This is a genomic window from Massilia sp. Root351, from assembly GCF_001425045.1.
GTDB lineage: Bacteria > Pseudomonadota > Gammaproteobacteria > Burkholderiales > Burkholderiaceae_D > Rugamonas.
The window spans coordinates 240,017-262,592 of the sequence record NZ_LMDJ01000031.1; the positions used below are offsets into that span (position 1 = coordinate 240,017).

A 22,576-nucleotide genomic window follows, 5' to 3' on the forward strand; every position below is an offset into this window, starting at 1 on the left:
GTCCGCAGCCGGCCGGAATGCCAACTGTCGCGTGAATATATGCTGTTCGGTTTTTGCGCGCCAATGCCTGCGCGTATCGAACTCGGCTACGGATTTGCTAGTGACGCCAGCGCCTTGCGCATGAAAATGGTGGCCTGGGGGTTGTCGTTGTAGCGCGCGCAGGGCTGGTAGGCGCGGCGCTGGTAGTGCCGCAGCGCGTGCGCCAGGTCGTCTTTGCTGTCGAGGTAGATCCAGGCGGCGCCGCTGGCGGCGGCGTGCGCCTCCATGGCGTCCAGCAGCGCCTCGGCGATGCCGCGTCCCCGGTAGGCCGGCCGCACGTACAGGCGCTTGCATTCGGTGGCTGCGGCCACGCCGTCCAGCGGCAGGGCGCGCAGCGCGACGCAGCCGGCCGGGTGGCCGTCGGCGTAGGCCAGCCACAGCGCGCAGTGCGGGTCGGTCAGGAAGGCGACGATGTCCTCGGGCGCGTCGCGCACCACCACGCCGATGGCGTCGAAGTATTCGTACAGCAGGGACTGGGTGGGCTGGAGCTCGGAGCGGGTGGCGCGGGCGACAGTGATGGTCATGTGCTGGTCTTGTTCTGGTTCATGGCCTTACTCTAAACCATCCTGGCGCCGGCTGCAAAACGTGGCGAATCCGCCGCGTTCGCGGCGCCCCGACACGGCGGGCCGATCAACACGGTGATTCTTTCGGCCCAGTCCGGCGTGCGCCGTTGACCTTTCCCCAAGGACAAAATGATACTGGGCTCTCCTACTAAAAATTAACAATTGGAGACACCATGCATATCCTGAAAAGCCCTGCGGCCGGCCTGGCCGTGCTGATGCTGGCGGCCGGTTGCGGCGGCGACACCGCCAGCGACGCAAGCCCGGCCAGGTCCGCCCTGCGCATGGGGCTGGCCGGCAGCGCGGCCCTGGCCGAGGCCAGCAGCTTCGGCCTGAGCGCGGACGCCAACTTTTACACCATCGACACCGGCGCCGGGCTGGTGTTCAAGATACGCCGGCTGGACAACGGCGTTAGCACCCAGTCGGCCGGCGACATCGCGTCCATGGTCTACAACGGCGTGCAGTACCAGGACCAGTCGCGCGGCAGCCAGGTCAATTCCGGCTTCGACTTCCTGTACACCGGCGTGTCCGCCGTCAGCGTGAACGCGGAGGCGATCGGCGCCGACTACATCAAGGTGACCGTGGTGGCCGGCAACCTGACCCACTATTACATCGTCAAGAAGGGCGTCAACAACATCTTCATGGGCACCTATTTCACCAGCGAGCCGAGCACGCTGGGCCTGGCGCGCTTCATCCTGCGCGTGCCGATCGCCGCGCTGCCCAACGGCCCGGTGCCGTCCGACCTGCGCGGCACCACCACCACGGTGGAATCGGGCGACGTGTTCGGCCTGCCGAACGGCCAGACCCGCTCCAAGCACTATTCCAATCTGCGCCTGAAGGACTGGCAGTACATCGGCGCCACCAGCGCCAGCGCCGGCATGTGGGTGGTGCGCGACAACAACGAGGGCAACTCGGGCGGGCCGTTCTACCGCAGCCTGCTGAACCAGGCCACCGCCACCAACCAGGAGCTGACCTATATCGTCAACTACGGCGAAGCCCAGACCGAAACGCTGCGCACCAATATCCTCAACAGCTACACGCTGGTGTTCAATGATGGTAGCGCTCCCGGCGCTGTCGACACCGCCTTCTTCAGCGGCCTGGGCCTGACCGGCTACGTGGGCCCTGCGGGGCGCGGGCGGGTGGCCGGCGTGGGCCTCACCGGGCGCGACGCGGGCTACGAGTACACGGTCGGCTTCGCCAACGCCACGGCGCAGTACTGGGCCAAGGCCGACCCGGCCACCGGCCACTTCGACAGCGCCGGCATGCTGCCTGGCACCTACACCATGAAGGTCTACAAGAACGAATACGCGGTCGACACCCGCAGCGTGACGGTGACGGCTGGCGGCACGGTGGCGCTGAATACGATCGCCATCGCGGGCGACCCGAGCGCGGCGGCGCCGCTGTGGCGCATCGGCGACTGGGACGGCACGCCGGCCGAGTTCATCAACGGCGACAAGGTCACCACCATGCATCCGTCCGACGTGCGCATGGCGTCCTGGTCGCCGGGCGACTACCAGGTCGGCACGTCGAACGCGGCCACCGGCTTCCCGGCCTACCAGTGGAAGAACGTGAACGGCACGCTGACCATCAAGTTCAACCTGACGCAAAGCCAGATCGCCGACTACCAACTGCGCCTGGGCATTACCGCCGCGTTCGCCGGCGGCCGGCCCAAGCCGCAAGTGAACGGCTGGATCCCCGCCAACCCGTCGCCGTCCACGCAGCCGTCCACCCGCACGCTGACGGTGGGCACGTATCGCGGCAACAACACCATGTACACCTTCAGCGTGCCGGCTTCGGAGTTGCAAGTGGGCCAGAATGTGCTGACGCTGACCGCCATCAGCGGCTCCAGCGGCGTCACCTACCTCAGTCCCGGCTATGCCTGGGACGCCGTGGACATGATCAAGCAATGACGGGAGCGATGATGAAGACGACTTTGCAACGGGCGCTGGCATCGGTGCCGGCGATGGCCGCGGCCGCCGCCATGCTGCTGTCCGGCAGCGCGGGGGCTGCGGTGATTGCCACCCTGGGCAGCGGCACGGCCGTCAAGACGGTCACCAATGCCGCCCATTTCGCGCTGAACACGGCCATGGCCAGCGGCTACGTGGAGGACGGCCTGCTGTTCAGCTACACCGGCTCGGCCAACAACAACGGCTGCGGCTACGCCGGCGTGGACTGCTACGGCGCGCCAAGCGACCTCAGCCCTGCGTTCAGCGGCAATTACATGGCCTCGTCCGGCAACAACGCCTACATCAGCATCCGCCTGGCGAGCGGGCTGGACTTCTACAAAGTGGAGTTCGCGGCAGGCAGCAGCTACCTCAACCTGAACGGCTACTGGAAGACGTTCAACGACAGCGTGCAGACGGGAGCGGGCAATATCAGCCAGCCGCGCGGTGCGGTGCTGGCGCTGGCCGACGCGGCCGGCTTCGACGAGGTGCGCTACTACGCCTTTTCCACCGCCAACAGGCAGAGCGGTTTCAGCGGCGCTGCGATCGATGAGGTGAGGGTGGGGGTGCCGGAACCGGCGTCGGTGCTGCTGGTGGCCGTGGGCCTGTTTGGACTGACGGCGGTGCGCAGGCAGCGCACCGCCGTTGAAGCGGACTAGCCGGGGGTTACGCTGCCTTGGCTGCGGCCGGGGCAATTGCAGGCGCGGCGTGCGCCTCGCCCATCGGCGACGGGTTGGCCAGTTCGCGCTGCATGGTTTCCATGTCCAGCTCGTTTTCCCACTTCGACACCACCACGGCGGCCACGCCGTTGCCGATGAAGTTGGTCAGCGCGCGGGCTTCGCTCATGAAGCGGTCGATGCCCAGGATCAGCGCCATGCCCGCCACCGGGATGGTCGGCACCACGGCCAGGGTGGCGGCCAGGGTGATGAAGCCGGCGCCGGTGATGCCGGAGGCGCCCTTCGAGGTCAGCATCGCCACCGCCAGGATGGTCAGTTCCTGGCCCAGGGTCAGGTCGGTGTTGGTGGCTTGCGCGACGAACAGGGCGGCCATGGTCATGTAGATGTTGGTGCCGTCCAGGTTGAAGGAGTAGCCGGTGGGAACCACCAGGCCGACCACCGGTTTGGCGCAGCCCAGCTTTTCCAGCTTGCGCATCAGCGAAGGCAGCGCGCTTTCCGACGAGCTGGTGCCCAGCACGATCAGCAGTTCTTCTTTCACGTAGTTGATGAAGCGGGTGATCGAGAAACCGGTGAACTTGGCGATCGAGCCGAGCACGATGAAGATGAACAGGAAGCAGGTCAGGTAGAACGAACCCATCAGCTTGGCCAGCGGCAGCAGCGAATCGATGCCGTATTTGCCGATGGTGAAGGCCATGGCGCCGAACGCGCCGATCGGGGCCACTTTCATGACGATGTTGACGATGCCGAAGATGGCGTGCGCCAGCTCGTCGATCAGCTTGGCCAGCGGCCGGCCTTTTTCGCCCAGCAGCGACAGGGCGAAGCCGAACAGCACCGAAATCAGCAGCACTTGCAGGATGTCGCCCTTGGCGAAGGCGTCGACCACGGTGTTCGGGATGATGTTCATCACGAAGTCGGTGGTGGACTGGTGCTTGGCTTTTTCGGTGTACTGGGCGATGGCCTTGGTGTCCAGCGTGGCGGGATCGACGTTGAAGCCGTCGCCCGGGCGCAGGATGTTGGCCACGAACAGGCCGATCACCAGCGCGAAGGTGGACACCACCTCGAAGTACAGCAGGGCCTTGCCGCCGACGCGGCCGATTTTCTTGACGTCTTGCATGCCGGCAATGCCGGACACCACGGTGCAGAAGATCACCGGGGCGATGATCATCTTGATCAGCTTGATGAAGCCGTCGCCCAGCGGCTTCATGGCGACGGCGTCGCCGGGCAGGTATATGCCCAGCAGCACGCCGCATAGAATCGCGAACAAGACCTGCACGTACAGGACTTTGTAGAATGGTTTTTTCATGATCGTCTCCCCATTGATAAATCGAATGAGGCCGATCATGAGGGAAAATAACTGTGTGGACTATTGTGGCAATCACTATTGCGGTTAACCACATTGCGGCTATCCACAATGGTCCGGCGGCAGCGCTTGCCTTATTGCGCGCTTACTGCGCGACCCAGCCGCCGTCCATATTCCAGGCCACGCCGCGCACCTGTTTGGCCGCGTCGCTGCACAGGAACACGGCCAGCGCGCCCAGTTCCTCGGGCGTGACGAACTCGCCGGACGGCTGCTTGTCGGCCAGCAGCGCTTTCTTGGCCTCGTCGTTGCTCAAGCCGTCCTTCAGGGCGCGCGCATCGACCTGCTTTTGCACCAGCGGCGTCAGCACGAAGCCGGGACAGATGGCGTTGGCGGTGACGCCGGTCTGCGCCGTTTCCAGCGCGGTCACCTTGGTCAGGCCCACCAGGCCGTGCTTGGCCGCCACGTAGGCCGATTTGCCGGCCGAACCCACCAAGCCGTGCGCCGAGGCCAGGTTGATGATGCGGCCCCAGTTCTGCTTGCGCATGAAAGGCAGCGCCAGGCGCGACGTGTGGAAGGCGGAGGTCAGGTTGATGGCGATGATGGAGTCCCATTTTTCGACCGGGAAGTCTTCCACGTTGGCCACATGCTGGATGCCGGCGTTGTTGACCACCACGTCCAGGCCGCCGAACTTGTCGGCCGCGAAGGCGAACAGCGCTTCGATTTCCGGCGCTTTCGACATGTCGGCGTTGTGGTAGGCCGTTTGCACGCCGAATTCGCGCGCCGTGTCCGCTTGCAGCTGGGCGATTTCGGCGGCGTCGCCGAAGCCGTTGAACAGGATGTTGGCGCCTTCGGCCGCCAGCGAACGGGCCATGCCCAGGCCGATGCCGGACGTGGAACCGGTGACAAGTGCGGTCTTGCCGCGAAGGAGGGTGCTGGCCATGGAGTTCCTTTATAGAGTGAATCGAAATCTGCGGGTTGTCGGATGGGAAATGCGTGCGCTACACTTCTTCAAGATTTTAAGCCCAACGCCGGGTAAAATGTCGTACGTTGAAAAAAAGGAATCAGCATGATCGAGGCAAAAATAAAGTCTGTGCAGTGCATTTCGCCCAGCGGCTTGCACCAGATGGCCTACAAGGAATGGGGCGACGAGGACAATCCCAACGTGCTGGTCTGCGTGCATGGCGTGACGCGCGTTTCCGACGATTTCGATAATATGGCGCGCGCGCTGGCCGGCCACTACCGCGTGGTGGCGCCGGACGTGGTGGGCCGCGGCCGTTCCGGCCGCCTGCGCAACCCCGAACTGTACCGCCTGCCGCAGTATGTGTCCGACATGGTGACCCTGGTGGCGCGCGTGACCGCGCGCGGCCCGCGCCAGACGGTGGACTGGTTCGGCACCTCGATGGGCGGCCTGATCGGCATGGGCCTGGCCTCGCTGCCGGACAGCCCGGTCAGCAAGCTGGTGCTCAACGATATCGGCCCGGTGCTCGACCCGGACGCGCTGCGGCGCATCGGCGACTACATCGGCCAGGACCTGCGCTTCCCGAGCTTTGAACTGGGCGCCAAGTTCGTGCGCGACGTGTCGCTGCCGTTCGGCCCGCATACCGACGACGAGTGGCACAAGCTGGCCGCCGACGTCTTGCGCCAGGATCAGGACGGCCAGTGGGTGCGCCACTATGATATGGGACTGGCCCAGCCGTTCCGCTCGGCCACGCCCGAATCGGCGCGCGCCGACGAGGCCATGCTGTGGGCCGCCTATGACGCGATCCGCTGCCCGACCCTGCTGGTGCGCGGCGCCCAATCCGATTTGCTGTCGCCGGCGACGGCATTGAGCATGACACAGCGCGGGCCAAAAGCCACGCTGGTGGAGATACCGGACGTCGGTCACGCTCCCACCTTCCTGCATGGCGACCAGATCGCCATCGCCAAGAAGTTTTTACTTGACCTATAAACCTTTAGAAAGAACATCGTATGGAAATCACCCGCCTGCACGTTGGCAAACGCCTGTCCGAAGTCGCCATCCATAACGGCACCGTCTACCTGGCCGGCCAGATCGCCGAAGACACCAGCAAGGACATCGTGGGCCAGACCCAGGAAGTGCTGGCCGCCGTCGACCGCCTGCTGGCCGAAGCCGGCAGCGACAAGACCTGCATCCTGAGCACCGCCATCTACATCAAGGACATGGCCCTGTTCCCGGGCATGAACGAAGTGTGGGACAGCTGGGTCGCCCAGGGCCACACGCCGCCGCGCGCGACCGTGGAAGCCACGCTGGCCAATCCGGCCTGCCTGGTGGAAGTGGTGGTGGTCGCAGCACAGCGTTAAGCACTGCGCGCGCCAGGCGCGCCAGGCAGTGGGCAACAAGCATAACCCCGCAACTGCGGGGATGATTCAACAAAGTAAGAGGTATCATGGTTTCTATCGCAGCGCTCAACAGCGCAACGTCGGACCAGCTGGTCCAGGGCCTGTCGGCCGAAGACGGCGCGCGGGTGCTGGCCGCGCTTGACCTGGCCAGCGCAGCGTATGGCGACAAGACCTGCAGCAGCGGCCAGAGTGCGTTCGAGTTCGCCGTCGGCGTCGCGAGCACGCTGGCCTTCCTGCGTATCGATGCGGAAACCCGCATCGCCGGCCTGATGTTCGAGGCAACCCTGCTCGATCCATCCCAGGCCCCGAATATCGAACCCCGTTTCGGTCCCGCCGTGGCTGAACTGGTCAGCGGCGTGCGCCAGCTGATCCGCCTGCGCGAGCTGACCCAGACCCAGCCTTCCGGCACGCCCGGGCGCGGCAAGAACGCGGCCCAGCAGGCCGTGGCGCAAGTGGAAACGCTGCGCAAGATGCTGCTGGCCATGGCCAGCGACATGCGCGTGGTGCTGGTGCGCCTGGCCTCCTGCGTGACCACCTTGCGCTATTTCGCCGACATCAAGCGTTTTGACGAGGTGACCCACAGCTACGGCCGCGAAACGCTGGACCTGTACGCGCCGCTGGCCAACCGGCTCGGCATCTGGCAGCTGAAATGGGAGCTGGAAGACCTGTCGTTCCGCTTCATCGAACCGGATGCGTACAAGCGCATCGCCAAGATGCTGGAAGAAAAGCGCATGATGCGCGAAGGCTTCGTGTCGTCCTCCATCACGCGCCTGCAGAACGAGCTCAACAGCGCAGGCATCAAGGCTGAAGTGTTCGGCCGGCCCAAGCACATCTACTCGATCTGGAGCAAGATGCGCGGCAAGGAGCTGGACTTCACGGAGCTGTACGACGTGCGCGCCTTCCGCGTCATCGTCGACGACGTCAAGACCTGCTACACCGTGCTGGGCGTGGTGCACAACATCTGGACCCCGATCCCGAAAGAATTCGACGACTACATCTCGCGGCCCAAGCCGAACGGCTACCGCTCGCTGCACACGGTGGTGACGGCCGACGACGGCCGCCCGCTGGAAGTGCAGATCCGCACCCAGGAAATGCACAACTTCGCCGAATACGGCGTGGCCGCGCACTGGCGCTACAAGGAGGAGGGCGGTTCCAACTTCCAGGGCCAGAAGTACGACGAAAAGATCGCCTGGCTGCGCCAGCTGCTGGCCTGGAAATCGGACGTGGCCGACACCGTGGTGGGCCAGGAGGAAGTGCAGCGCGAATGGGTGGAAAAGCTCAAGTCCGCCTCGCTGGACGACCGCATCTTCGTGCTCACGCCGCAGGCGCGCGTGCTGGAGCTGCCGGTGGGGGCCACACCGATCGACTTCGCCTACCATTTGCACAGCGACGTGGGCCACCGTTGCCGCGGCGCGCGCGTGGACGGCATCATGGTGCCGCTCAACACCGCGCTGAAGAACGGCCAGACCTGCGAGATCATTACCGCCAAGGGCGCGCCCGGCACGGCCGGGCCGTCGCGCGACTGGCTCAATCCCGAATACACGGTGGCCACCCGCACCCGTTCCAAGATCCGTGCCTGGTTCCACGCCATCGACCAGCAGGAAACGCTGTCGCACGGGCGCGCCATGGTGGAGAAATCGCTGCAGCGCGAAGGCAAGACCGCGGTCAACCTGGAGGCGCTGGCGAACAAGCTCGGCTTCGCCAAGGTGGACGACCTGTTCATCTCGGTGGGCAAGGAAGAGTTCAGCCTGCGCCACGTGGAGCAGGCGCTGCACGACACGGGCGAGCCGGTCGAAGTGGAAGATGCGGTGGTGCTCGGCAAGAGCCGCGCCTCCAGCGTGGAGCAGGGCGCCAAGTCCGGCGTGCTGGTGGTGGGCACGGACGGGCTGATGACGCAGCTGGCCAAGTGCTGCAAGCCGGCGCCGCCGGACAGCATCGTCGGCTTCGTCACGCGCGGCAAGGGCGTGTCGATCCACCGCGCCACGTGCAAGAACTTCGCCGAGATGCGCGCCAAGGCGCCGGAGCGCGTCATCGTCACCGAATGGGGGCGCGCGGTCAACGAGACCGTCTACCCGGTCGGCATCTTCGTGCTGGCGGGCGACCGCCAGGGCCTGCTGCGCGACATTTCCGAGATTTTCTCGCGTGAAAAGCTCAACGTCATCGGCGTCAACACGCAGAGCGCGAAAGGGCAGGCGCGCATGACCTTCACTGCTGAAATCGGCTCCACCGCGCAGCTGCAAAAAGCCCTGTCGGCGATCGCCGAAGTCAGCGGCGTGCTGGAAGCGCGCCGCTCCTGATTGCGCTCAGGCCGCCAGTTCGGCCTGCAGCGTCACGTGGTCGATGCCATGCCGCGCCAGCAGCATGGCCTTGATGGCGGCCAGGATGGCCGGCCAGTCCTGCAGGTCGCGCACCTCGATGTGGCCGATCAGCGCAGGCTGGCCGGGGGACATCGACCACACGTGCAGGTCGTGCACCGACGCCACGCCCGCCACCTGTTCCAGGTCCGCGCCCACCTGCAGATAGTCGATGTGGCCGGGCACGCCTTCCATCAGGTGATGGTAGGACTCGCGCAGGATCTCCACGGTCGACTTCAGTATCAGCAGCGACACCAGGATGGACAGCAGCGGATCGATCTGCATCCAGCCGGTGTACCAGATCACCGCGCCGGCAATCAGCGCGGCAATGGAACCGAGCAAGTCGCCCATCACGTGCACCAGCGCGGCGCGCGTGTTCATGCTTTTCTTGTCGTGCGACAGCACCCAGGCCACCGCCAGGTTCACGCCCAGGCCGATGCCCGCCACCACGAACACCATGCCGCCCTGCACCTGCTGCGGCGCGCTGAAGCGCTGCACGGCTTCGAACACGATCCAGCCCACCACGCCCAGCATCAGCAGGCCGTTGACGAAGGCGGCCAGCGCCTCGGCGCGGCCATAGCCGAAGGAGTAGCGCGCCGACGGCGGCCGCTTGGCGATCAGCTGCGCCAGCAGGGCCAGGCCCAGCGCGGCGGCGTCGGTCACCATGTGGCCGGCGTCCGAGATCAGGGCCAGCGAATTGGCCAGGAAGCCGGACACCGCTTCCACCCCGGCAAAGCCCAGCGTGAGCGCCACCGCCCAGCCCAGCACTTTCAGGCTGCGGTCTCCCGTGTAGTGTTTGTGCTGGGCGTCGCCCGCGCGGTGCGCGTGCAGGTGGGCGGTGTCGGTATCGAGGTGCATAGGCGTTATTTGTAAGTGCCGCAGGTGATGATGTATTGGCCCACCTGGCGGAACCAGGCCGACTTGGCGTGCATCTGCTGGGTCGTCGGGTGTACCCACTTATAGTCGACCGGACCTTGCTGGCCTTTGCTGGCTTTGTCCAGGATCTCGCGCACGAAGTACTTGTCGTCCTCGTCGCGGTAGTTGTATACGTTGAGGCCGACCAGGCGCGGAATGGCCCCGTGCGCCATTACCTTACCATGCTCGTCGTAGATCACGATATAGAGGTCGCGGTGGATGAAGCGGCCCTTGGGATTGCTGGCTTCGAAGAAGGTCTTGGCCGGCCCCTGGTCCGCCAGGTAGGCGGCGGTCTTGTTGACCAGGGCGAGGGCGTCGGCCGGCGTGCCGTGGCCGCTGGCGCAGGCGCACAGGCTGAACAGCGCTGCGGCCAGAAAAGTTAACAACTGTTTCATGTTTCTAGCGTTTTCTGTAACAACTGAATATAGCATAGTGGGCTAGAGCAATGTTTTCACATTTGCCCCTTGCGGAAGCGATTTTCACTCTCTATAATGCTGGTCTTCGGGCGGTTAGTTCAGCTGGTTAGAATACTTGGTCGACATCCAAGGGGTCGGGGATTCGAATTCCTCACCGCCCACCAGAACATGTAGTAAGATGGTTTTTCAGTTGTATGCAGTAAGCGAGCAGTAAACAAGGGCGGTTAGTTCAGCTGGTTAGAATACTTGGTCGACATCCAAGGGGTCGGGGATTCGAATTCCTCACCGCCCACCACCAACATTATGTAAGAGCGAGAAAGGCAATCCGGTTATGACACCGCGAACTACTACCAAGGTTAGTAAGTAACGCTAGTCACCGGCTTTCTCACGCTATCACATGGAAGAAAACGCGGCTAGCCCGCGTTTTTTTTTCGTCCGCAGTTTCGCAGTTTCCCAATATTTCCGTTTCACCCACTATCCGGCATTTTGCCGACTGGAGAGCATGATGGTTGCAGTCCGACTTCCCGATGGTTCCGTGCGTCAGTTCGACGCGCCCGTCACGGTGGCCCAGGTGGCCTCCAATATCAGCACCAGCCTGGGCAAGGCTGCGCTGGCCGGCAAGGTTGACGGCAAGGTCGTCGACACTTCCTTCCTGATCGAGCAGGATGCCGACGTGGCCATCGTGACCGACCGCGACCCGGAAGGCCTGGACGTGATCCGCCACTCCACCGCCCACTTGCTCGCCTACGCCGTCAAGGAGCTGTTCCCGGACGCGCAAGTGACCATCGGCCCGGTGATTGAAAACGGCTTCTACTACGATTTCTCGTACAAGCGCCCGTTTACGCCGGAAGACCTGGTGGCGATCGAAAAGAAAATGGCCGAACTGGCCAAGAAGGACGAGCCGGTCACCCGCCAGGTCCTGCCGCGCGACGAGGCCGTGGCCTACTTCAAGTCCATCAACGAACACTACAAGGCCGAGATCATCGCCTCGATTCCAGCCGACCAGGATGTGTCGCTGTACTCGGAAGGCAAGTTCACCGACTTGTGCCGCGGCCCGCACGTGCCGTCGACCGGCAAGCTGAAAGTGTTCAAGCTGATGAAGCTGGCCGGCGCCTACTGGCGCGGCGACTCGAAGAACGAGATGCTGCAGCGCGTCTACGGCACCGCCTGGACCAAGAAGGAAGACCAGGAGCAGTACCTGTTCCAGCTGGAAGAGGCGGAAAAGCGCGACCACCGCAAGCTGGGCAAGCAGCTGGACTTTTTCCACTTCCAGGACGAGGCGCCCGGCCTGGTGTTCTGGCATCCGAAAGGCTGGACCATCTGGCAGCAGGTTGAGCAATACATGCGCAACAAATACCAGGTCAACGGCTACCAGGAAGTGAAGGCGCCGCAGATCCTGGACGCCAGCCTGTGGGGTAAGACCGGCCACTGGGACAACTACCGCGAAAACATGTTCGTGACGGAGTCGGAAAACCGCTCCTACGCGCTAAAGCCGATGAACTGCCCGGGCCACGTGCAGATCTTCAACAGCAATATGCGCTCCTACCGCGACCTGCCGCTGCGCTACGGCGAGTTCGGCCAGTGCCACCGCAACGAGCCGTCCGGCGCGCTGCACGGCATCATGCGCGTGCGCGGCTTCACCCAGGACGACGGCCACATCTTCTGCATGCAGGAGCAGATCGAGCCGGAAGTGGTGGCGTTCCACACCCAGGCCATGGAGGTGTACGCCGACTTCGACTTCACCAACATCGACGTCAAGCTGGCGCTGCGCCCTGACAGCCGCATCGGCACCGACGAAGTGTGGGACGAGGCCGAAGAGGCGCTGCGTTCCGGCCTGCGCGCCTGCGGCGTGGCATGGACCGAGCTGCCGGGCGAGGGTGCCTTCTACGGCCCGAAAATCGAATACCACCTGAAGGATTCGCTGGGCCGCCCTTGGCAGGTCGGCACCATGCAGGTCGACTTCTTCATGCCGCAGCGCCTGGGCGCCGAATACGTGGCGGCCGACAACTCGCGCCAGGTGCCGGTCATGCTGCACCGCGCCATCGTCGGTTCGCTGGAACGCTTCATCGGCATCCTGATCGAAAACTACGCCGGCGCGCTGCCGATGTGGCTGGCGCCGGTGCAGGTATCGGTGCTCAACATCTCCGACGCGCAGGCCGATTATGTGAACGATGTGGCCGCCAAGCTGCGCAAACAGGGCTTCCGCGTGCAGACCGATTTGCGCAACGAGAAGATTACGTATAAAATACGCGAACATTCCGTCCAAAAACTGCCGTACATTCTGGTCGTCGGCGACAAGGAACGGGATGCCAACACTGTGGCCGTGCGGGCACGTGGGAATGTCGATCTGGGCGTAATGTCCCTCGACTCCCTGGTTGAGCGACTCCTCAAGGACGTTGCCGACAAAGCCTGACCCCGAGGAAACTCGCATACCGGCCGATCATCGAATTTTTAAAGGAAACTACAATAGCTACTGACAAGTCGCATCGCATCAATGGCGAAATCACCGCTCCCGAAATGCGTCTGAGCGGGGTTGACAACGAACCGCTCGGTATCGTGAGCCTGGCCGAAGCCTTCCGCCTGGCGGAAGAAGCGAACGTCGACCTGGTGGAGATCGCCCCGACGGCGGTCCCGCCAGTCTGCCGTCTGATGGACTACGGCAAGTTCAAGTATTCGGAGCAGAAGAAGGCCCACGAAGCGAAGCTCAAGCAAAAAGTCATCTCCGTGAAGGAAGTCAAATTCCGTCCGGGCACCGATGACGGCGATTACAATATCAAGCTGCGCAACCTCATCAAGTTCCTCGATGACGGCGACAAGACCAAGATCACGCTGCGCTTCCGCGGCCGTGAGATGGCGCACCAGGATATCGGTTTCCGCATGCTCGAGCGTCTGAAGGCTGACCTGGAGCCGTACGGCCAGGTCGAGCAGTTCCCGAAGATGGAAGGCCGCCAGATGATCATGGTCCTGGCGCCGAAAAAGAAGAAGTAAACAAGAATTTGCGGAATAGCGGACACCTTAGGGTATAATCGCGTTCCGCAAAATGTAGTGGCCAACAGCAAGACGGACCGCTGCATCAACAAGTGAAAGCAGGCCTCTAAGCGCAGCGTAGTGCTGCCACCTGCAATCCTGTTAATTTGGAGCTGCCCGTAAGAGGGCAGATGTGTTATGCCAAAAATGAAGACCAAAAGCTCCGCGAAAAAGCGTTTTCGCGTGCGTCCAGGTGGTACTGTTAAATCGGGTATGGCTTTCAAGCGCCACATCCTGACCAAAAAGACCACCAAGAACAAGCGTCAGCTGCGTGGTACCCGTAACATCAACGCATCGGATGTCACGTCCGTCATGCGCATGATGCCTACCGCTTAATCTCACACTCATTTAAGGAGCTAATATGCCTCGAGTAAAACGTGGGGTTACTGCGCGTGCCCGTCATAAAAAAGTATTAAACCTGGCCAAGGGTTACCGTGGTCGTCGTAGCAAGGTATACCGTATTGCCAAGCAAGCAGTCATGCGCGCTGGCCAGTACGCATACCGTGACCGCCGTAACAAGAAGCGCGTCTTCCGCCGCCTGTGGATCGCCCGTATCAACGCCGCTTCCCGTGAGCATGGCGTGACGTACAGCGTGTTCATGAACGGTCTGAAGAAGGCGAACATCGAGCTGGACCGTAAGGTTCTGGCCGATATGGCTGTGATGGACAAGCCGGCCTTCGCCGCGATTGTCAACACCGTCAAAGCACAAATCGCTGCCTAATATCAGCGTTTGATGCGTAGCGCTGCTTCCGGCAGCGCATGAGAGCGGGGCAAGGTGTGAACCTGTGCCCCGTTTTTAATTTCCAAGACAGGAATATTGCATGAACTCCCTGGAAGAACTGGTCGTCTCGGCACGTGCTGACTTTATCGCCGCCGCAGACGCCGCCGCACTTGAGAACGCCAAAGCCAAGTATCTGGGCAAGACCGGCCAGATCACCGAAATGATGAAGGGCCTGGGCAAGCTCGACCCGGACGCGAAAAAAGCGCAGGGCGCGCTGATCAACGCCGCCAAAGTGCAGATCGAAGCCGCGCTGACCGCGCGCCGCGACGCCATGGCCGAAGCCCAGCTGCAAGCCCGCCTGAACGCGGAAGAAATCGACGTCACTTTGCCAGGCCGCGGCCGCGCCGGCGGTGGCCTGCATCCTGTCATGCGCACCTGGGAGCGCGTGGAGGAAATCTTCCGCTCGATCGGCTTCGACGTGGCCGGCGGCCCCGAGATCGAAACCGACTGGACCAATTTCACTGCCCTGAACAGCCCGGAGAACCATCCGGCCCGTTCGATGCAGGACACCTTCTACGTGGACGGCAACGACAGCGCCGGCAAGCCGCTGCTGCTGCGCACCCACACCAGCCCGATGCAGGTACGCTACGCGCGCAGCCACACGCCGCCGATCAAGGTGATCGCGCCGGGCCGCACCTACCGCGTCGACAGCGACGCCACCCACTCGCCGATGTTCCACCAGGTCGAAGGCCTGTGGATCGCCGAGGACATCAGCTTCGCCGACCTGAAGGGTGTGTACCTGAACTTCGTCAAGGCCTTCTTCGAGACCGATGACCTGCAGGTGCGCTTCCGGCCGTCATATTTCCCGTTTACCGAACCGTCGGCCGAGATCGACATCGCCTTCGGCAGCGGTCCATTGAAGGGCCGCTGGCTGGAAGTGTCCGGCTCCGGCCAGGTGCACCCGTCGGTGGTGCGCAACTTCGGCCTCGATCCCGAGCGCTACATCGGTTTCGCGTTCGGCTCCGGCCTGGAGCGCCTGACCATGCTGCGTTACGGCATCAACGACCTGCGCCTGTTCTACGAAGGCGACCTGCGTTTCCTGAAACAGTTCAACTGAGGCACCACGACTATGCAATTCTCTGAAAATTGGCTGCGCACTCTTGTCGATCCGAAAATGACGTCGGATGAACTGGCGCACATGCTGACCATGTCCGGCCTGGAAGTGGAAGAAGTCGAACCGGTCGCGCCGCCGTTCTCCAACGTGGTTGTGGGCCAGGTGCGCGAGATGGCCAAGCATCCGGACGCGGACCGCCTGAACGTGTGCCAGGTCGACGTCGGCACCGGCACCTTGCTCAACATCGTGTGCGGCGCGCCCAATGTGCGCCCCGGCCTGAAAGTGGTGTGCGCCATGGCCGGCGCGGTGCTGCCGCCGGGTGCGGACGGCAAGCCGTTTGAAATCAAGGTGGGCAAGCTGCGCGGCGTCGAATCGCAGGGCATGCTGTGCTCGGCCAAGGAACTGAAGCTGTCGGAAGAGGGCTCCGGCCTGCTGGAACTGCCCGACGACGCGCCGGTGGGCCAGAACTTCCGCGACTACTACGCGCTGAACGACCTGAAATTCACCATCAAGCTGACCCCGAACAAGGCGGACTGCCTGTCGGTGCTGGGCGTGGCGCGCGAAGTGTCGGCGCTGACCGGCGTGCCGCTGACCATGCCGTCCTTCCGCACCGTGCCGGTGACGATGGGCGAAGTGCTGCCGGTGAAGATCTCGGCGCCGGACCTGTGCGGCCGCTTCTCCGGCCGCGTGATCCGCAACCTGAACGCCAAGGCCGCCACGCCGGAGTGGATGAAGCAGCGCCTCGAGCGCAGCGGCCAGCGCGCGGTGTCGGCGCTGGTGGACATTTCCAACTACGTGATGCTGGAGCTGGGCCGTCCTACCCACGTGTTCGACCTGGCCAAGATCCACGGCGGCCTGGACGTGCGCTGGGGCAAGGCCGGCGAAACGCTGAAGCTGTTGAACGGCAACACCGTGGCGGTGGACGAGTGGGTCGGCGTGATCGCCGACGACAAGGAACTCGAATCGCTGGCCGGCATCATGGGTGGCGACGCCACCGCCGTGTCGCTGGACACCGAGTCGATTTACCTGGAAGCGGCGTTCTGGTGGCCGAACGCCATCCAGGGCCGGGCCCGCAAGTACAACTTCTCGACCGACGCGGCGCACCGCTTCGAGCGCGGCGTGGACTACGCCACCACCGTCGAGCACATCGAGCGCATCACCTCGCTGCTGGTGGAAATCTGCGGCACCCCCGCCACGCAAGTGGGCCCGGTGGACGACCAGATCGTCAACCTGCCGCAGCCGAAGCCGGTGCAGATGCGCACCGCGCGCGCCCAGAAGGTCATCGGCGTGCCGCTGACCGACGAACTGGTGGCCGACATCTTCACCCGCCTGGGCCTGCAGTTCACCCTGGCCGACAGCATCTTCTCGGTGAGCGCGCCGTCCTACCGTTTCGACATCGAAATCGAGGAAGACCTGATCGAGGAAGTGGCCCGCGTGTACGGCTTCGAGAACATCCCGGCGGTGGCGCCGGTGGCGCCGAACACCATGCATATCGCGCCCGAAAACACCCGTTCGCTGTTCGCCGTGCGCCACCAGCTGGCCGACCTCGGCTACCAGGAAGTGGTCAACATGAGCTTTGTCGAAGCCCAGTGGGAGCTGGACTTCAGCGGCAACGACAATCCGATCAAGCTGCAGAACCCGATCGCCAGCCAGCTGAGCGTAATGCGCTCGTCGCTGATCGGCAGCCTGGTGGCCAATGTGCGCTACAACCTGAACCGCAAAGCCAGCCGCGTGCGGGTGTTCGAGCTGGGCGCCATCTACCAGCGCGATGCGTCGGTGCAGGACGGCCCGCTGACGGTGGCGGGCTACAGCCAGCCGCAACGCGTGGCCGCGCTGGCCTACGGCCCGGTGGCCGACGAGCAGTGGGGCCAGGATACCCGCCTGGTCGACTACTTCGACGTCAAGGCCGACCTGGAGCAGCTGTTCGCCCCGGCCACGCTGCGCTTCAGCAAGGCCGCGCACCCGGCGCTGCACCCGGGCCGCTCGGCAAATATCGAACTGGACGGCAAGGTGATCGGCTTTATCGGCGAGCTGCATCCGCGCTGGCTGCAGAAATACGACCTGCCGCAGGCGCCGGTCTTGTTCGAAGTTGATGCAATTGCCTTGCAGCAACGCAGTGTGCCAAAATACAGCGAGATCTCCAAGTTCCCGGGCGCCACGCGCGACCTGGCGCTGGTCGTCAAACAGGCTGTGCCGGCGCAGGATCTGCTTGACGCTTTCGCCGCCGCGCTGGCCGGCCACGCGCACGGCAAGCTGGTGCAAGCCATTGTTTTGTTTGATGAATATCGCGGCAAAGGGCTGGAAGCGGACGAGAAATCGCTTGCTTTCCGCTTTAGCTTGCAAGATACTCAAAACACCCTGCAGGACGACGTAGTGGACGCTGTGATGAGTGCGCTGGCCGAGTCGGCACAGCAAAAGCACGGCGCGAAACTGCGCTCTTAAGCGGGCCGTAAGTCACAGCGGGCAATATGCCATCCCGGAATCCGGCCGCCGCCGGATTCCCGTTCTTTTTATAGGCAGGGCAGCAAAATTAATAACAACGACGTTGATACCGCCGTACTCGAATCCGCCCTGGATGCCGAGCTGCACAGCGCGATGCTGGTGGCCAAGGTGCGCCAGGAGGCGGAAAAGGACATGCCCACGCTGACCAAGGCGGAGCTGGCAGAGTTGCTGTTCGAGCAGGTTGGACTGAACAAGCGTGAAGCCAAGGACATGGTGGAAACCTTCTTCGACGAGATCCGCAACGCGCTCGAGCGCGGCGAGGCCGTCAAGCTGTCCGGTTTCGGTAATTTCCAGCTGCGCGACAAGCCGCAGCGTCCCGGCCGCAATCCCAAGACCGGCGAGGAAATTCCGATCACCGCGCGCCGCGTGGTGACCTTCCACGCCAGCCAGAAGCTGAAGAGCATGGTCGAGGAAAGCAATCCCATGGCGCGTGCCGCCTGAGTGAGACAGCAGCATGAACGATAGGCCAGGCAAATCCGAACTGGTGGTGTTGCCGCCGATTCCAGCCAAACGCTATTTCACGATAGGCGAGGTGAGCGAATTGTGCGGCGTGAAGCCGCATGTGCTGCGCTACTGGGAGCAGGAGTTCACCCAGCTCAAACCGGTCAAGCGGCGCGGCAACCGGCGCTATTACCAGCATCATGAGGTGCTGCTGATACGCCGTATACGGGAACTGTTATACGAACAAGGTTTTACCATCAGCGGTGCGCGCAGCAAACTAGATAGCCGCAGCGCCGATCCTGCGCAGGCAGGGTATGATGGAGGCTATGAGCGTGCAGCGCCGGCCGTGCCGCCGCCGCCGCTGGACCGGGACATGATACGCAGCGAACTGCTTGCCATCCTCGGCCTGCTTGGCTGACCGGTTTGCTGGGCAGCCGGGCGGCGCGGGGCGGGCGGCACCAGGGGCGCGCCGCAAAGCGCCTTTTTTTTCGCGTAGAATAGCAGTGCTACAATAATAAGATTATTATTTTGTTAGCGGAAGCGCGGGGACTTTCCCATGCAAGGAAGACACGAGGGAACACATGATACGCGTTGCCATATGTGACGATCATCAAATAGTTAGAGCCGGCTTCAAGCAGATTTTTTCGTCCGCGGACGATTTCAGTGTAGTGGCGGAGGGCAGTACCGGGCGCGAAGCGCTGGACATTGCCCGCCGCGAGATATGCGACGTGCTGTTGCTGGACATCGCCATGCCGGACCAGTCCGGCATTGACACCCTGCGTACCATACGCCAGGGCCAGCCGGACTTGCCGGTGCTGATACTGTCCGGCTATCCGGCGCAGCAGTACGCGCTGAACCTGTTCAAGATGGGCGCCAACGGCTATCTGAACAAGGAGTGCGAAGCCGACGAGCTGATCACGGCGGTGCGCACCGTGCACCAGGGCCGGCGCTACGTCAGCTCGCAAGTGGGCGAGCTGCTGGCGCAGAGTTTCGACCGCGACCCCAACACGGCGCTGCATACCGAACTGTCGGACCGCGAGTTCCAGGTGTTCCTGCGCCTGGCGCGCGGCGCCACGGTCAGCGATATCGGCGTGGCGTTGTCGCTCAGCATCAAAACGGTGAGTACCTACCGCACCCGCATCATGGAAAAAATGGGCCTGCAATCGAACAGCGATCTGACCTATTATGCTATGAAGAACAACCTGCTGGATTAGCGCACAGCGCCCGTCCTGGCGCGCACGTTAGGAAACTGATGCGGCGCAGCAAAAAACGGCAGGGTCTATAATGGCCCTGCCATAACGGCTGCTCATCTAGCAAAGGATGCCTATCAGGATGTATTTCACCGTCGACGCGGCGCCCCATCACAGACTGCCGCTGTACAAGACCGTACTGTGCGTAACTTGCGCACTGATACTGATCGTGAACGGCTTCAGCCTGTTCCATAACTTGCAGTCGCTAAAGGGCGCCAACTTCCTGTTAAGCCAGTCCTCGCGCGTGGCTGAGCGGCTGCAGTACCTGAACGTGCTGGTGCTCGACGCCGAGAGCAGCATGCGCGGCTACTTTGTGTCCGGCAAGGAATCCTACCTGGGGCCAACCCGCACCGTCACGGTGGAAACGGAAACTGAATTCAAGGAACTGGAGCTGCTGCTGGCCGATAGCCCGTCGCAGCTGAAAAACCTGGCGCAGCTGCACACCATCGTGCGGCGCAAGCTGGCCCTGATGGGCGAATCGATCGAAGTCTATCGCCACGGCGGCCTGGAAGAGATCGTCAACATCGCCAAGGTCACCGACGACCGCGCGTCCATGGACGAACTGCGCCTGCTGGTGGTCATCATGGTGCAGGAACAGAATGAAACGCTGGCCGCGCGCAGCGCCAGCTTCTACCACCAGTACCAGAAGGCCGTGCTGCTGGGCACCGGCATCAACGCGGTGGCCATCTTCGTGCTGATCATGTTCTACCAGCTGGTGCGGCGCAGTTTCCGCAACCAGGCGGCGGTCGAGCACGCCTTGCAGGTGTCGAACGACAACCTCGAATCCATGGTGGCCCAGCGTACCGAGCAGCTGTCGGTGCTGTCGCGCCACCTGATCAGTATCAGCGAGGAAGAGAAAGTGCGGCTGTCGCGCGAACTGCACGACGAGATGGGCGCGCATTTGACGTCGATCAGCATGGACCTGGGCGCCGTCATGCACCAGTTGCAGAAAACCAACCCCGAACTGGCCTCCCAGCTCAAGCGCGCCCGCGCCACGTTGCTCGACACGGTGGAAATGAAGCGCCGCATCATCGAGAACCTGCGCCCCAGCCTGCTGGACAACCTGGGCTTGTGCGCCGCCATCGAAAGCTATTGCGACGAGTTCAGCCGCATGTCGGCGCTGCCGTGCGAGACCGATATCGCCAGCCATATCGACAACGTGGCCAAGGGCCGCGACTCCAGCCTGGCCATTGCGCTGTTCCGCATCGTGCAGGAGTCGCTGACCAATATCCGGAAGTATGCGCGCGCCACCAAGGTGATCGTGACGCTGCAGTGCAGTGAAGACTTGCTGGTGCTGCGCGTGATCGACGATGGGGTGGGCATCGAATCGAACACGCTGGTGAAGCCGATGTCGCATGGCTTGCTGGGGATGCGCGAGCGGGCACTGCTGCTGGGCGGCACGCTGACCATCCGCCGCGGCCGCAACGACAAGGGAACTTGTATCGAAGTACATATTCCGATGCGCGCCAGGGCCGGTGTCGCCGAGCAGTGCGAGCCTAGCAGCCCGCCACGTCCACCAGCAGGCGATCGTACTCCGTCTTCGCCACCTTATAGCACTCGCCCGCGTAGCGTTCCAAGCCTGAACGATCAATAACGGTGATGTTGCCGCGGCGATAGGTGATCAGGCCGTCTTCCTGCAGCTTGCCGGCGGCCGCGGTGATGCTCTCGCGCCGCACGCCCAGCATGATGGAGATCATTTCCTGGGTTACCTTCAGTTCGTTGCTCAGCGACCGGTCCAGGCGGTCCAGCAGCCAGCGGCACAGTTTCTGCTCGATCGAGCTGTGGCGGCCGCCGACGGCGTTTTGCGCCATCTGCGCGAACAGCGCATGGTTGTAGCGCATCAGCAGCTGGGGCAGGGCGCCGCCCTGGTTGAACGCTTCGCGCAGGTGCTGCGCCTTCAGGCGGTAGCCGTAGCCGGCGCTTTGCACCACGGCGCTGCACATGGCGCGCTCGCCGGGGAACATCGACACGCCTACCACGCCTTCATGGCCTACCACGGCGATCTCGGTGGTGGCGCCGTCTTCCATCACGTACAGCAGGGACACTATGGCAGTGGTCGGGAAATACACGTTTTCCAGCTTGCTGCCGAATTCAAACAATTCCTTGCCAAATGGCAAGGTCACCAGTTCCAGGTGTTCAAACAGGGATTCCAGGACTTCACGAGGCAAGGCGGCCAGCAGTTCGTTCTGCTGTGTACCGCTATAGCTGACAACCGGCCGGGACGCAACTTTGAATTCCCGCGAGCCTACGGGCATCGTCTGGGAGAGCGACTGTGTGACGGTATCGCTAAGTTGAGTGTTGTTCATTTTATTCCTCACAGGCTAAGTACAAAGTAGCGCTGGATGCCGGTTGTGCTCGATTTTGCTGAGTCCGGGTGGGCTTCTGTTCTCGCTCCACTTTATCCATCGCGTTGTTAGTACTTTAGGTCTGTATGTACTTTACGAACATAAGACGGGGCAGCGCCCCCGTGTAGGCTCGTTGCATGGCGCCTTGTCAGCCTAGTCCTACTGCAAGCATCATGGGCGGCTTCACGCGCAGCGCATCCTGCCTTCACACAGCGGCATTACGATGGCTCCTGGACTACGCAATTCAATCAAAAAGGAGGGGCAGATGGGCACACTGAGGAAGGGCGCCGCGCCGGGCGGGGCGCAGCCGGCCGGCTGGCAGGTATTGCTGGTGGTGCTGGGAACGGCGCTGTTGCTGCTGGTGCCGCTGGTGGCGATGCAGTTCACCGACGAGGTGGTGTGGACCGGGTCCGACTTCGCCATTGCCGGCGTGCTGCTGGCCGGGACCGGCCTGTCCTACGTGGCGGCGGCGCGGCTGTTGCGCACCCGGCAGCGGCGCCTGGCGCTGGGCCTTGGGCTGGCGCTGCTGCTGGCGCTGGTGTGGGTGGAGCTGGCGGTCGGCCTGATCGGCACGCCGTTCGCAGGAAGTTAGCCTGCTGACTTGCCCGCCGGCT

22 protein-coding genes and 2 tRNA genes are annotated in these 22,576 nt (G+C 63.2%); 18 read left to right on the plus strand and 6 right to left on the minus strand.

Annotated elements, in window-relative coordinates; translation table 11 throughout:
• Positions 1–86: 86 nt before the first annotated feature.
• Positions 87–563, minus strand: a complete 477-nt coding sequence (locus ASD15_RS21120) for a GNAT family N-acetyltransferase (RefSeq protein ID WP_057156997.1) — start codon at positions 561–563, stop codon at positions 87–89.
• 212 nt (positions 564–775) lie between these two features.
• Here ASD15_RS21120 and ASD15_RS21125 point away from each other — a divergent pair, with 212 nt between their 5' ends.
• Together ASD15_RS21125 and ASD15_RS21130 are read left to right on the plus strand one after the other, a co-directional pair.
• Positions 776–2,509, plus strand: a complete 1,734-nt coding sequence (locus tag ASD15_RS21125; protein ID WP_082552015.1) for a rhamnogalacturonan lyase B N-terminal domain-containing protein — start codon at positions 776–778, stop codon at positions 2,507–2,509.
• Positions 2,510–2,517: 8 nt separating this feature from the next.
• Positions 2,518–3,201 (plus strand): PEP-CTERM sorting domain-containing protein, encoded by a 684-nt coding sequence (locus ASD15_RS21130; RefSeq protein WP_162249929.1) that lies wholly within the window; start codon positions 2,518–2,520, stop codon positions 3,199–3,201.
• Between the two features lie 7 nt (positions 3,202–3,208).
• On the opposite strand, the gene ASD15_RS21135 is transcribed toward ASD15_RS21130, so the two are convergent.
• Both ASD15_RS21135 and ASD15_RS21140 read right to left on the minus strand, forming a co-directional pair.
• Positions 3,209–4,522, minus strand: coding sequence for a dicarboxylate/amino acid:cation symporter (locus tag ASD15_RS21135; protein ID WP_057156999.1), 1,314 nt, complete (start codon positions 4,520–4,522; stop codon positions 3,209–3,211).
• A 142-nt stretch (positions 4,523–4,664) separates the two neighbouring features.
• Positions 4,665–5,459: a 3-hydroxybutyrate dehydrogenase gene (locus ASD15_RS21140; protein ID WP_057157000.1), complete on the minus strand. Its 795-nt coding sequence runs from the start codon at positions 5,457–5,459 to the stop codon at positions 4,665–4,667.
• Between the two features lie 126 nt (positions 5,460–5,585).
• On the opposite strand from ASD15_RS21140, the gene ASD15_RS21145 reads away from it, so the two are divergent.
• The 3 genes from ASD15_RS21145 to ASD15_RS21155 all read left to right on the plus strand — a co-directional run bounded on the left by ASD15_RS21145 (position 5,586) and on the right by ASD15_RS21155 (position 9,174).
• Positions 5,586–6,467 (plus strand): alpha/beta fold hydrolase, encoded by an 882-nt coding sequence (locus ASD15_RS21145; RefSeq protein ID WP_057157001.1) that lies wholly within the window; start codon positions 5,586–5,588, stop codon positions 6,465–6,467.
• A gap of 20 nt (positions 6,468–6,487) precedes the next feature.
• Complete coding sequence (locus ASD15_RS21150) at positions 6,488–6,838, plus strand: RidA family protein (RefSeq protein ID WP_057157002.1); 351 nt, start codon at positions 6,488–6,490, stop codon at positions 6,836–6,838.
• Positions 6,839–6,924: 86 nt separating this feature from the next.
• Positions 6,925–9,174: a bifunctional (p)ppGpp synthetase/guanosine-3',5'-bis(diphosphate) 3'-pyrophosphohydrolase gene (locus ASD15_RS21155; RefSeq protein ID WP_057157003.1), complete on the plus strand. Its 2,250-nt coding sequence runs from the start codon at positions 6,925–6,927 to the stop codon at positions 9,172–9,174.
• Between the two features lie 6 nt (positions 9,175–9,180).
• Here ASD15_RS21155 and ASD15_RS21160 read toward each other — a convergent pair whose 3' ends face one another.
• Positions 9,181–10,089: a cation diffusion facilitator family transporter gene (locus ASD15_RS21160; RefSeq protein ID WP_057157004.1), complete on the minus strand. Its 909-nt coding sequence runs from the start codon at positions 10,087–10,089 to the stop codon at positions 9,181–9,183.
• A gap of 5 nt (positions 10,090–10,094) precedes the next feature.
• Entirely contained in the window at positions 10,095–10,541 is a 447-nt protein-coding gene (locus ASD15_RS21165; RefSeq protein ID WP_162249930.1) for a cache domain-containing protein, read from the minus strand.
• Positions 10,542–10,649: 108 nt separating this feature from the next.
• Here ASD15_RS21165 and ASD15_RS21170 point away from each other — a divergent pair.
• From ASD15_RS21170 to ASD15_RS21225, 12 genes are all read left to right on the plus strand, one after another.
• Positions 10,650–10,726 (plus strand) — tRNA-Val (locus ASD15_RS21170).
• Between the two features lie 54 nt (positions 10,727–10,780).
• A tRNA-Val gene (locus ASD15_RS21175) sits at positions 10,781–10,857 on the plus strand.
• A gap of 210 nt (positions 10,858–11,067) precedes the next feature.
• Positions 11,068–12,975 (plus strand): threonine--tRNA ligase, encoded by a 1,908-nt coding sequence (thrS, locus tag ASD15_RS21180; protein ID WP_057157006.1) that lies wholly within the window; start codon positions 11,068–11,070, stop codon positions 12,973–12,975.
• A 29-nt stretch (positions 12,976–13,004) separates the two neighbouring features.
• The gene (infC, locus tag ASD15_RS21185) at positions 13,005–13,550 is read left to right on the plus strand and encodes a translation initiation factor IF-3 (protein ID WP_307188299.1); all 546 of its coding nucleotides are present in this window, start codon (positions 13,005–13,007) and stop codon (positions 13,548–13,550) included.
• 177 nt (positions 13,551–13,727) lie between these two features.
• The gene (gene rpmI / locus ASD15_RS21190; protein ID WP_008449407.1) at positions 13,728–13,925 is read left to right on the plus strand and encodes a 50S ribosomal protein L35; all 198 of its coding nucleotides are present in this window, start codon (positions 13,728–13,730) and stop codon (positions 13,923–13,925) included.
• 25 nt (positions 13,926–13,950) lie between these two features.
• Complete coding sequence (gene rplT, locus ASD15_RS21195) at positions 13,951–14,310, plus strand: 50S ribosomal protein L20 (protein ID WP_028833836.1); 360 nt, start codon at positions 13,951–13,953, stop codon at positions 14,308–14,310.
• 100 nt (positions 14,311–14,410) lie between these two features.
• Complete coding sequence (gene pheS / locus ASD15_RS21200) at positions 14,411–15,427, plus strand: phenylalanine--tRNA ligase subunit alpha (protein ID WP_057157008.1); 1,017 nt, start codon at positions 14,411–14,413, stop codon at positions 15,425–15,427.
• 12 nt (positions 15,428–15,439) lie between these two features.
• Positions 15,440–17,866 carry a phenylalanine--tRNA ligase subunit beta gene (gene pheT / locus ASD15_RS21205; protein ID WP_057157009.1) on the plus strand — a complete coding sequence of 809 codons (2,427 nt, stop codon included), beginning with the start codon at positions 15,440–15,442 and terminating at the stop codon, positions 17,864–17,866.
• 153 nt (positions 17,867–18,019) lie between these two features.
• Entirely contained in the window at positions 18,020–18,367 is a 348-nt protein-coding gene (locus ASD15_RS21210) for an integration host factor subunit alpha (protein ID WP_057157010.1), read from the plus strand.
• A 13-nt stretch (positions 18,368–18,380) separates the two neighbouring features.
• Positions 18,381–18,785, plus strand: coding sequence for a MerR family transcriptional regulator (locus ASD15_RS21215; protein ID WP_057157011.1), 405 nt, complete (start codon positions 18,381–18,383; stop codon positions 18,783–18,785).
• Between the two features lie 163 nt (positions 18,786–18,948).
• Positions 18,949–19,581 carry a response regulator transcription factor gene (locus tag ASD15_RS21220; protein WP_056391326.1) on the plus strand — a complete coding sequence of 211 codons (633 nt, stop codon included), beginning with the start codon at positions 18,949–18,951 and terminating at the stop codon, positions 19,579–19,581.
• A 118-nt stretch (positions 19,582–19,699) separates the two neighbouring features.
• Positions 19,700–21,211: a CHASE3 domain-containing protein gene (locus ASD15_RS21225; RefSeq protein ID WP_057157012.1), complete on the plus strand. Its 1,512-nt coding sequence runs from the start codon at positions 19,700–19,702 to the stop codon at positions 21,209–21,211.
• Here ASD15_RS21225 and ASD15_RS31895 read toward each other — a convergent pair.
• Complete coding sequence (locus ASD15_RS31895) at positions 21,114–21,923, minus strand: Crp/Fnr family transcriptional regulator (RefSeq protein ID WP_082552019.1); 810 nt, start codon at positions 21,921–21,923, stop codon at positions 21,114–21,116. The two genes, ASD15_RS21225 and ASD15_RS31895, sit on opposite strands and share 98 nt — an antisense overlap.
• Positions 21,924–22,227: 304 nt before the next feature.
• Here ASD15_RS31895 and ASD15_RS21240 point away from each other — a divergent pair, with 304 nt between their 5' ends.
• A complete protein-coding gene (locus tag ASD15_RS21240; protein WP_057157015.1) occupies positions 22,228–22,554 on the plus strand; it encodes a hypothetical protein in 327 nt (108 codons plus the stop codon).
• The last annotated feature ends 22 nt before the right edge of the window (positions 22,555–22,576 follow it).

Coding starts and splice junctions, on each gene's coding strand:
- ASD15_RS21120 (WP_057156997.1), bottom strand. CDS start 563: ATGACCATCACTGTCGCCCGCGCCACCCGCTCCGAGCTCCAGCCCACC.
- ASD15_RS21125 (WP_082552015.1), top strand. CDS start 776: ATGCATATCCTGAAAAGCCCTGCGGCCGGCCTGGCCGTGCTGATGCTG.
- ASD15_RS21130 (WP_162249929.1), top strand. CDS start 2,518: ATGATGAAGACGACTTTGCAACGGGCGCTGGCATCGGTGCCGGCGATG.
- ASD15_RS21135 (WP_057156999.1), bottom strand. CDS start 4,522: ATGAAAAAACCATTCTACAAAGTCCTGTACGTGCAGGTCTTGTTCGCG.
- ASD15_RS21140 (WP_057157000.1), bottom strand. CDS start 5,459: ATGGCCAGCACCCTCCTTCGCGGCAAGACCGCACTTGTCACCGGTTCC.
- ASD15_RS21145 (WP_057157001.1), top strand. CDS start 5,586: ATGATCGAGGCAAAAATAAAGTCTGTGCAGTGCATTTCGCCCAGCGGC.
- ASD15_RS21150 (WP_057157002.1), top strand. CDS start 6,488: ATGGAAATCACCCGCCTGCACGTTGGCAAACGCCTGTCCGAAGTCGCC.
- ASD15_RS21155 (WP_057157003.1), top strand. CDS start 6,925: ATGGTTTCTATCGCAGCGCTCAACAGCGCAACGTCGGACCAGCTGGTC.
- ASD15_RS21160 (WP_057157004.1), bottom strand. CDS start 10,089: ATGCACCTCGATACCGACACCGCCCACCTGCACGCGCACCGCGCGGGC.
- ASD15_RS21165 (WP_162249930.1), bottom strand. CDS start 10,541: ATGAAACAGTTGTTAACTTTTCTGGCCGCAGCGCTGTTCAGCCTGTGC.
- thrS (WP_057157006.1), top strand. CDS start 11,068: ATGGTTGCAGTCCGACTTCCCGATGGTTCCGTGCGTCAGTTCGACGCG.
- rpmI (WP_008449407.1), top strand. CDS start 13,728: ATGCCAAAAATGAAGACCAAAAGCTCCGCGAAAAAGCGTTTTCGCGTG.
- rplT (WP_028833836.1), top strand. CDS start 13,951: ATGCCTCGAGTAAAACGTGGGGTTACTGCGCGTGCCCGTCATAAAAAA.
- pheS (WP_057157008.1), top strand. CDS start 14,411: ATGAACTCCCTGGAAGAACTGGTCGTCTCGGCACGTGCTGACTTTATC.
- pheT (WP_057157009.1), top strand. CDS start 15,440: ATGCAATTCTCTGAAAATTGGCTGCGCACTCTTGTCGATCCGAAAATG.
- ASD15_RS21210 (WP_057157010.1), top strand. CDS start 18,020: ATGCTGGTGGCCAAGGTGCGCCAGGAGGCGGAAAAGGACATGCCCACG.
- ASD15_RS21215 (WP_057157011.1), top strand. CDS start 18,381: ATGAACGATAGGCCAGGCAAATCCGAACTGGTGGTGTTGCCGCCGATT.
- ASD15_RS21220 (WP_056391326.1), top strand. CDS start 18,949: ATGATACGCGTTGCCATATGTGACGATCATCAAATAGTTAGAGCCGGC.
- ASD15_RS21225 (WP_057157012.1), top strand. CDS start 19,700: ATGTATTTCACCGTCGACGCGGCGCCCCATCACAGACTGCCGCTGTAC.
- ASD15_RS31895 (WP_082552019.1), bottom strand. CDS start 21,923: ATGAACAACACTCAACTTAGCGATACCGTCACACAGTCGCTCTCCCAG.
- ASD15_RS21240 (WP_057157015.1), top strand. CDS start 22,228: ATGGGCACACTGAGGAAGGGCGCCGCGCCGGGCGGGGCGCAGCCGGCC.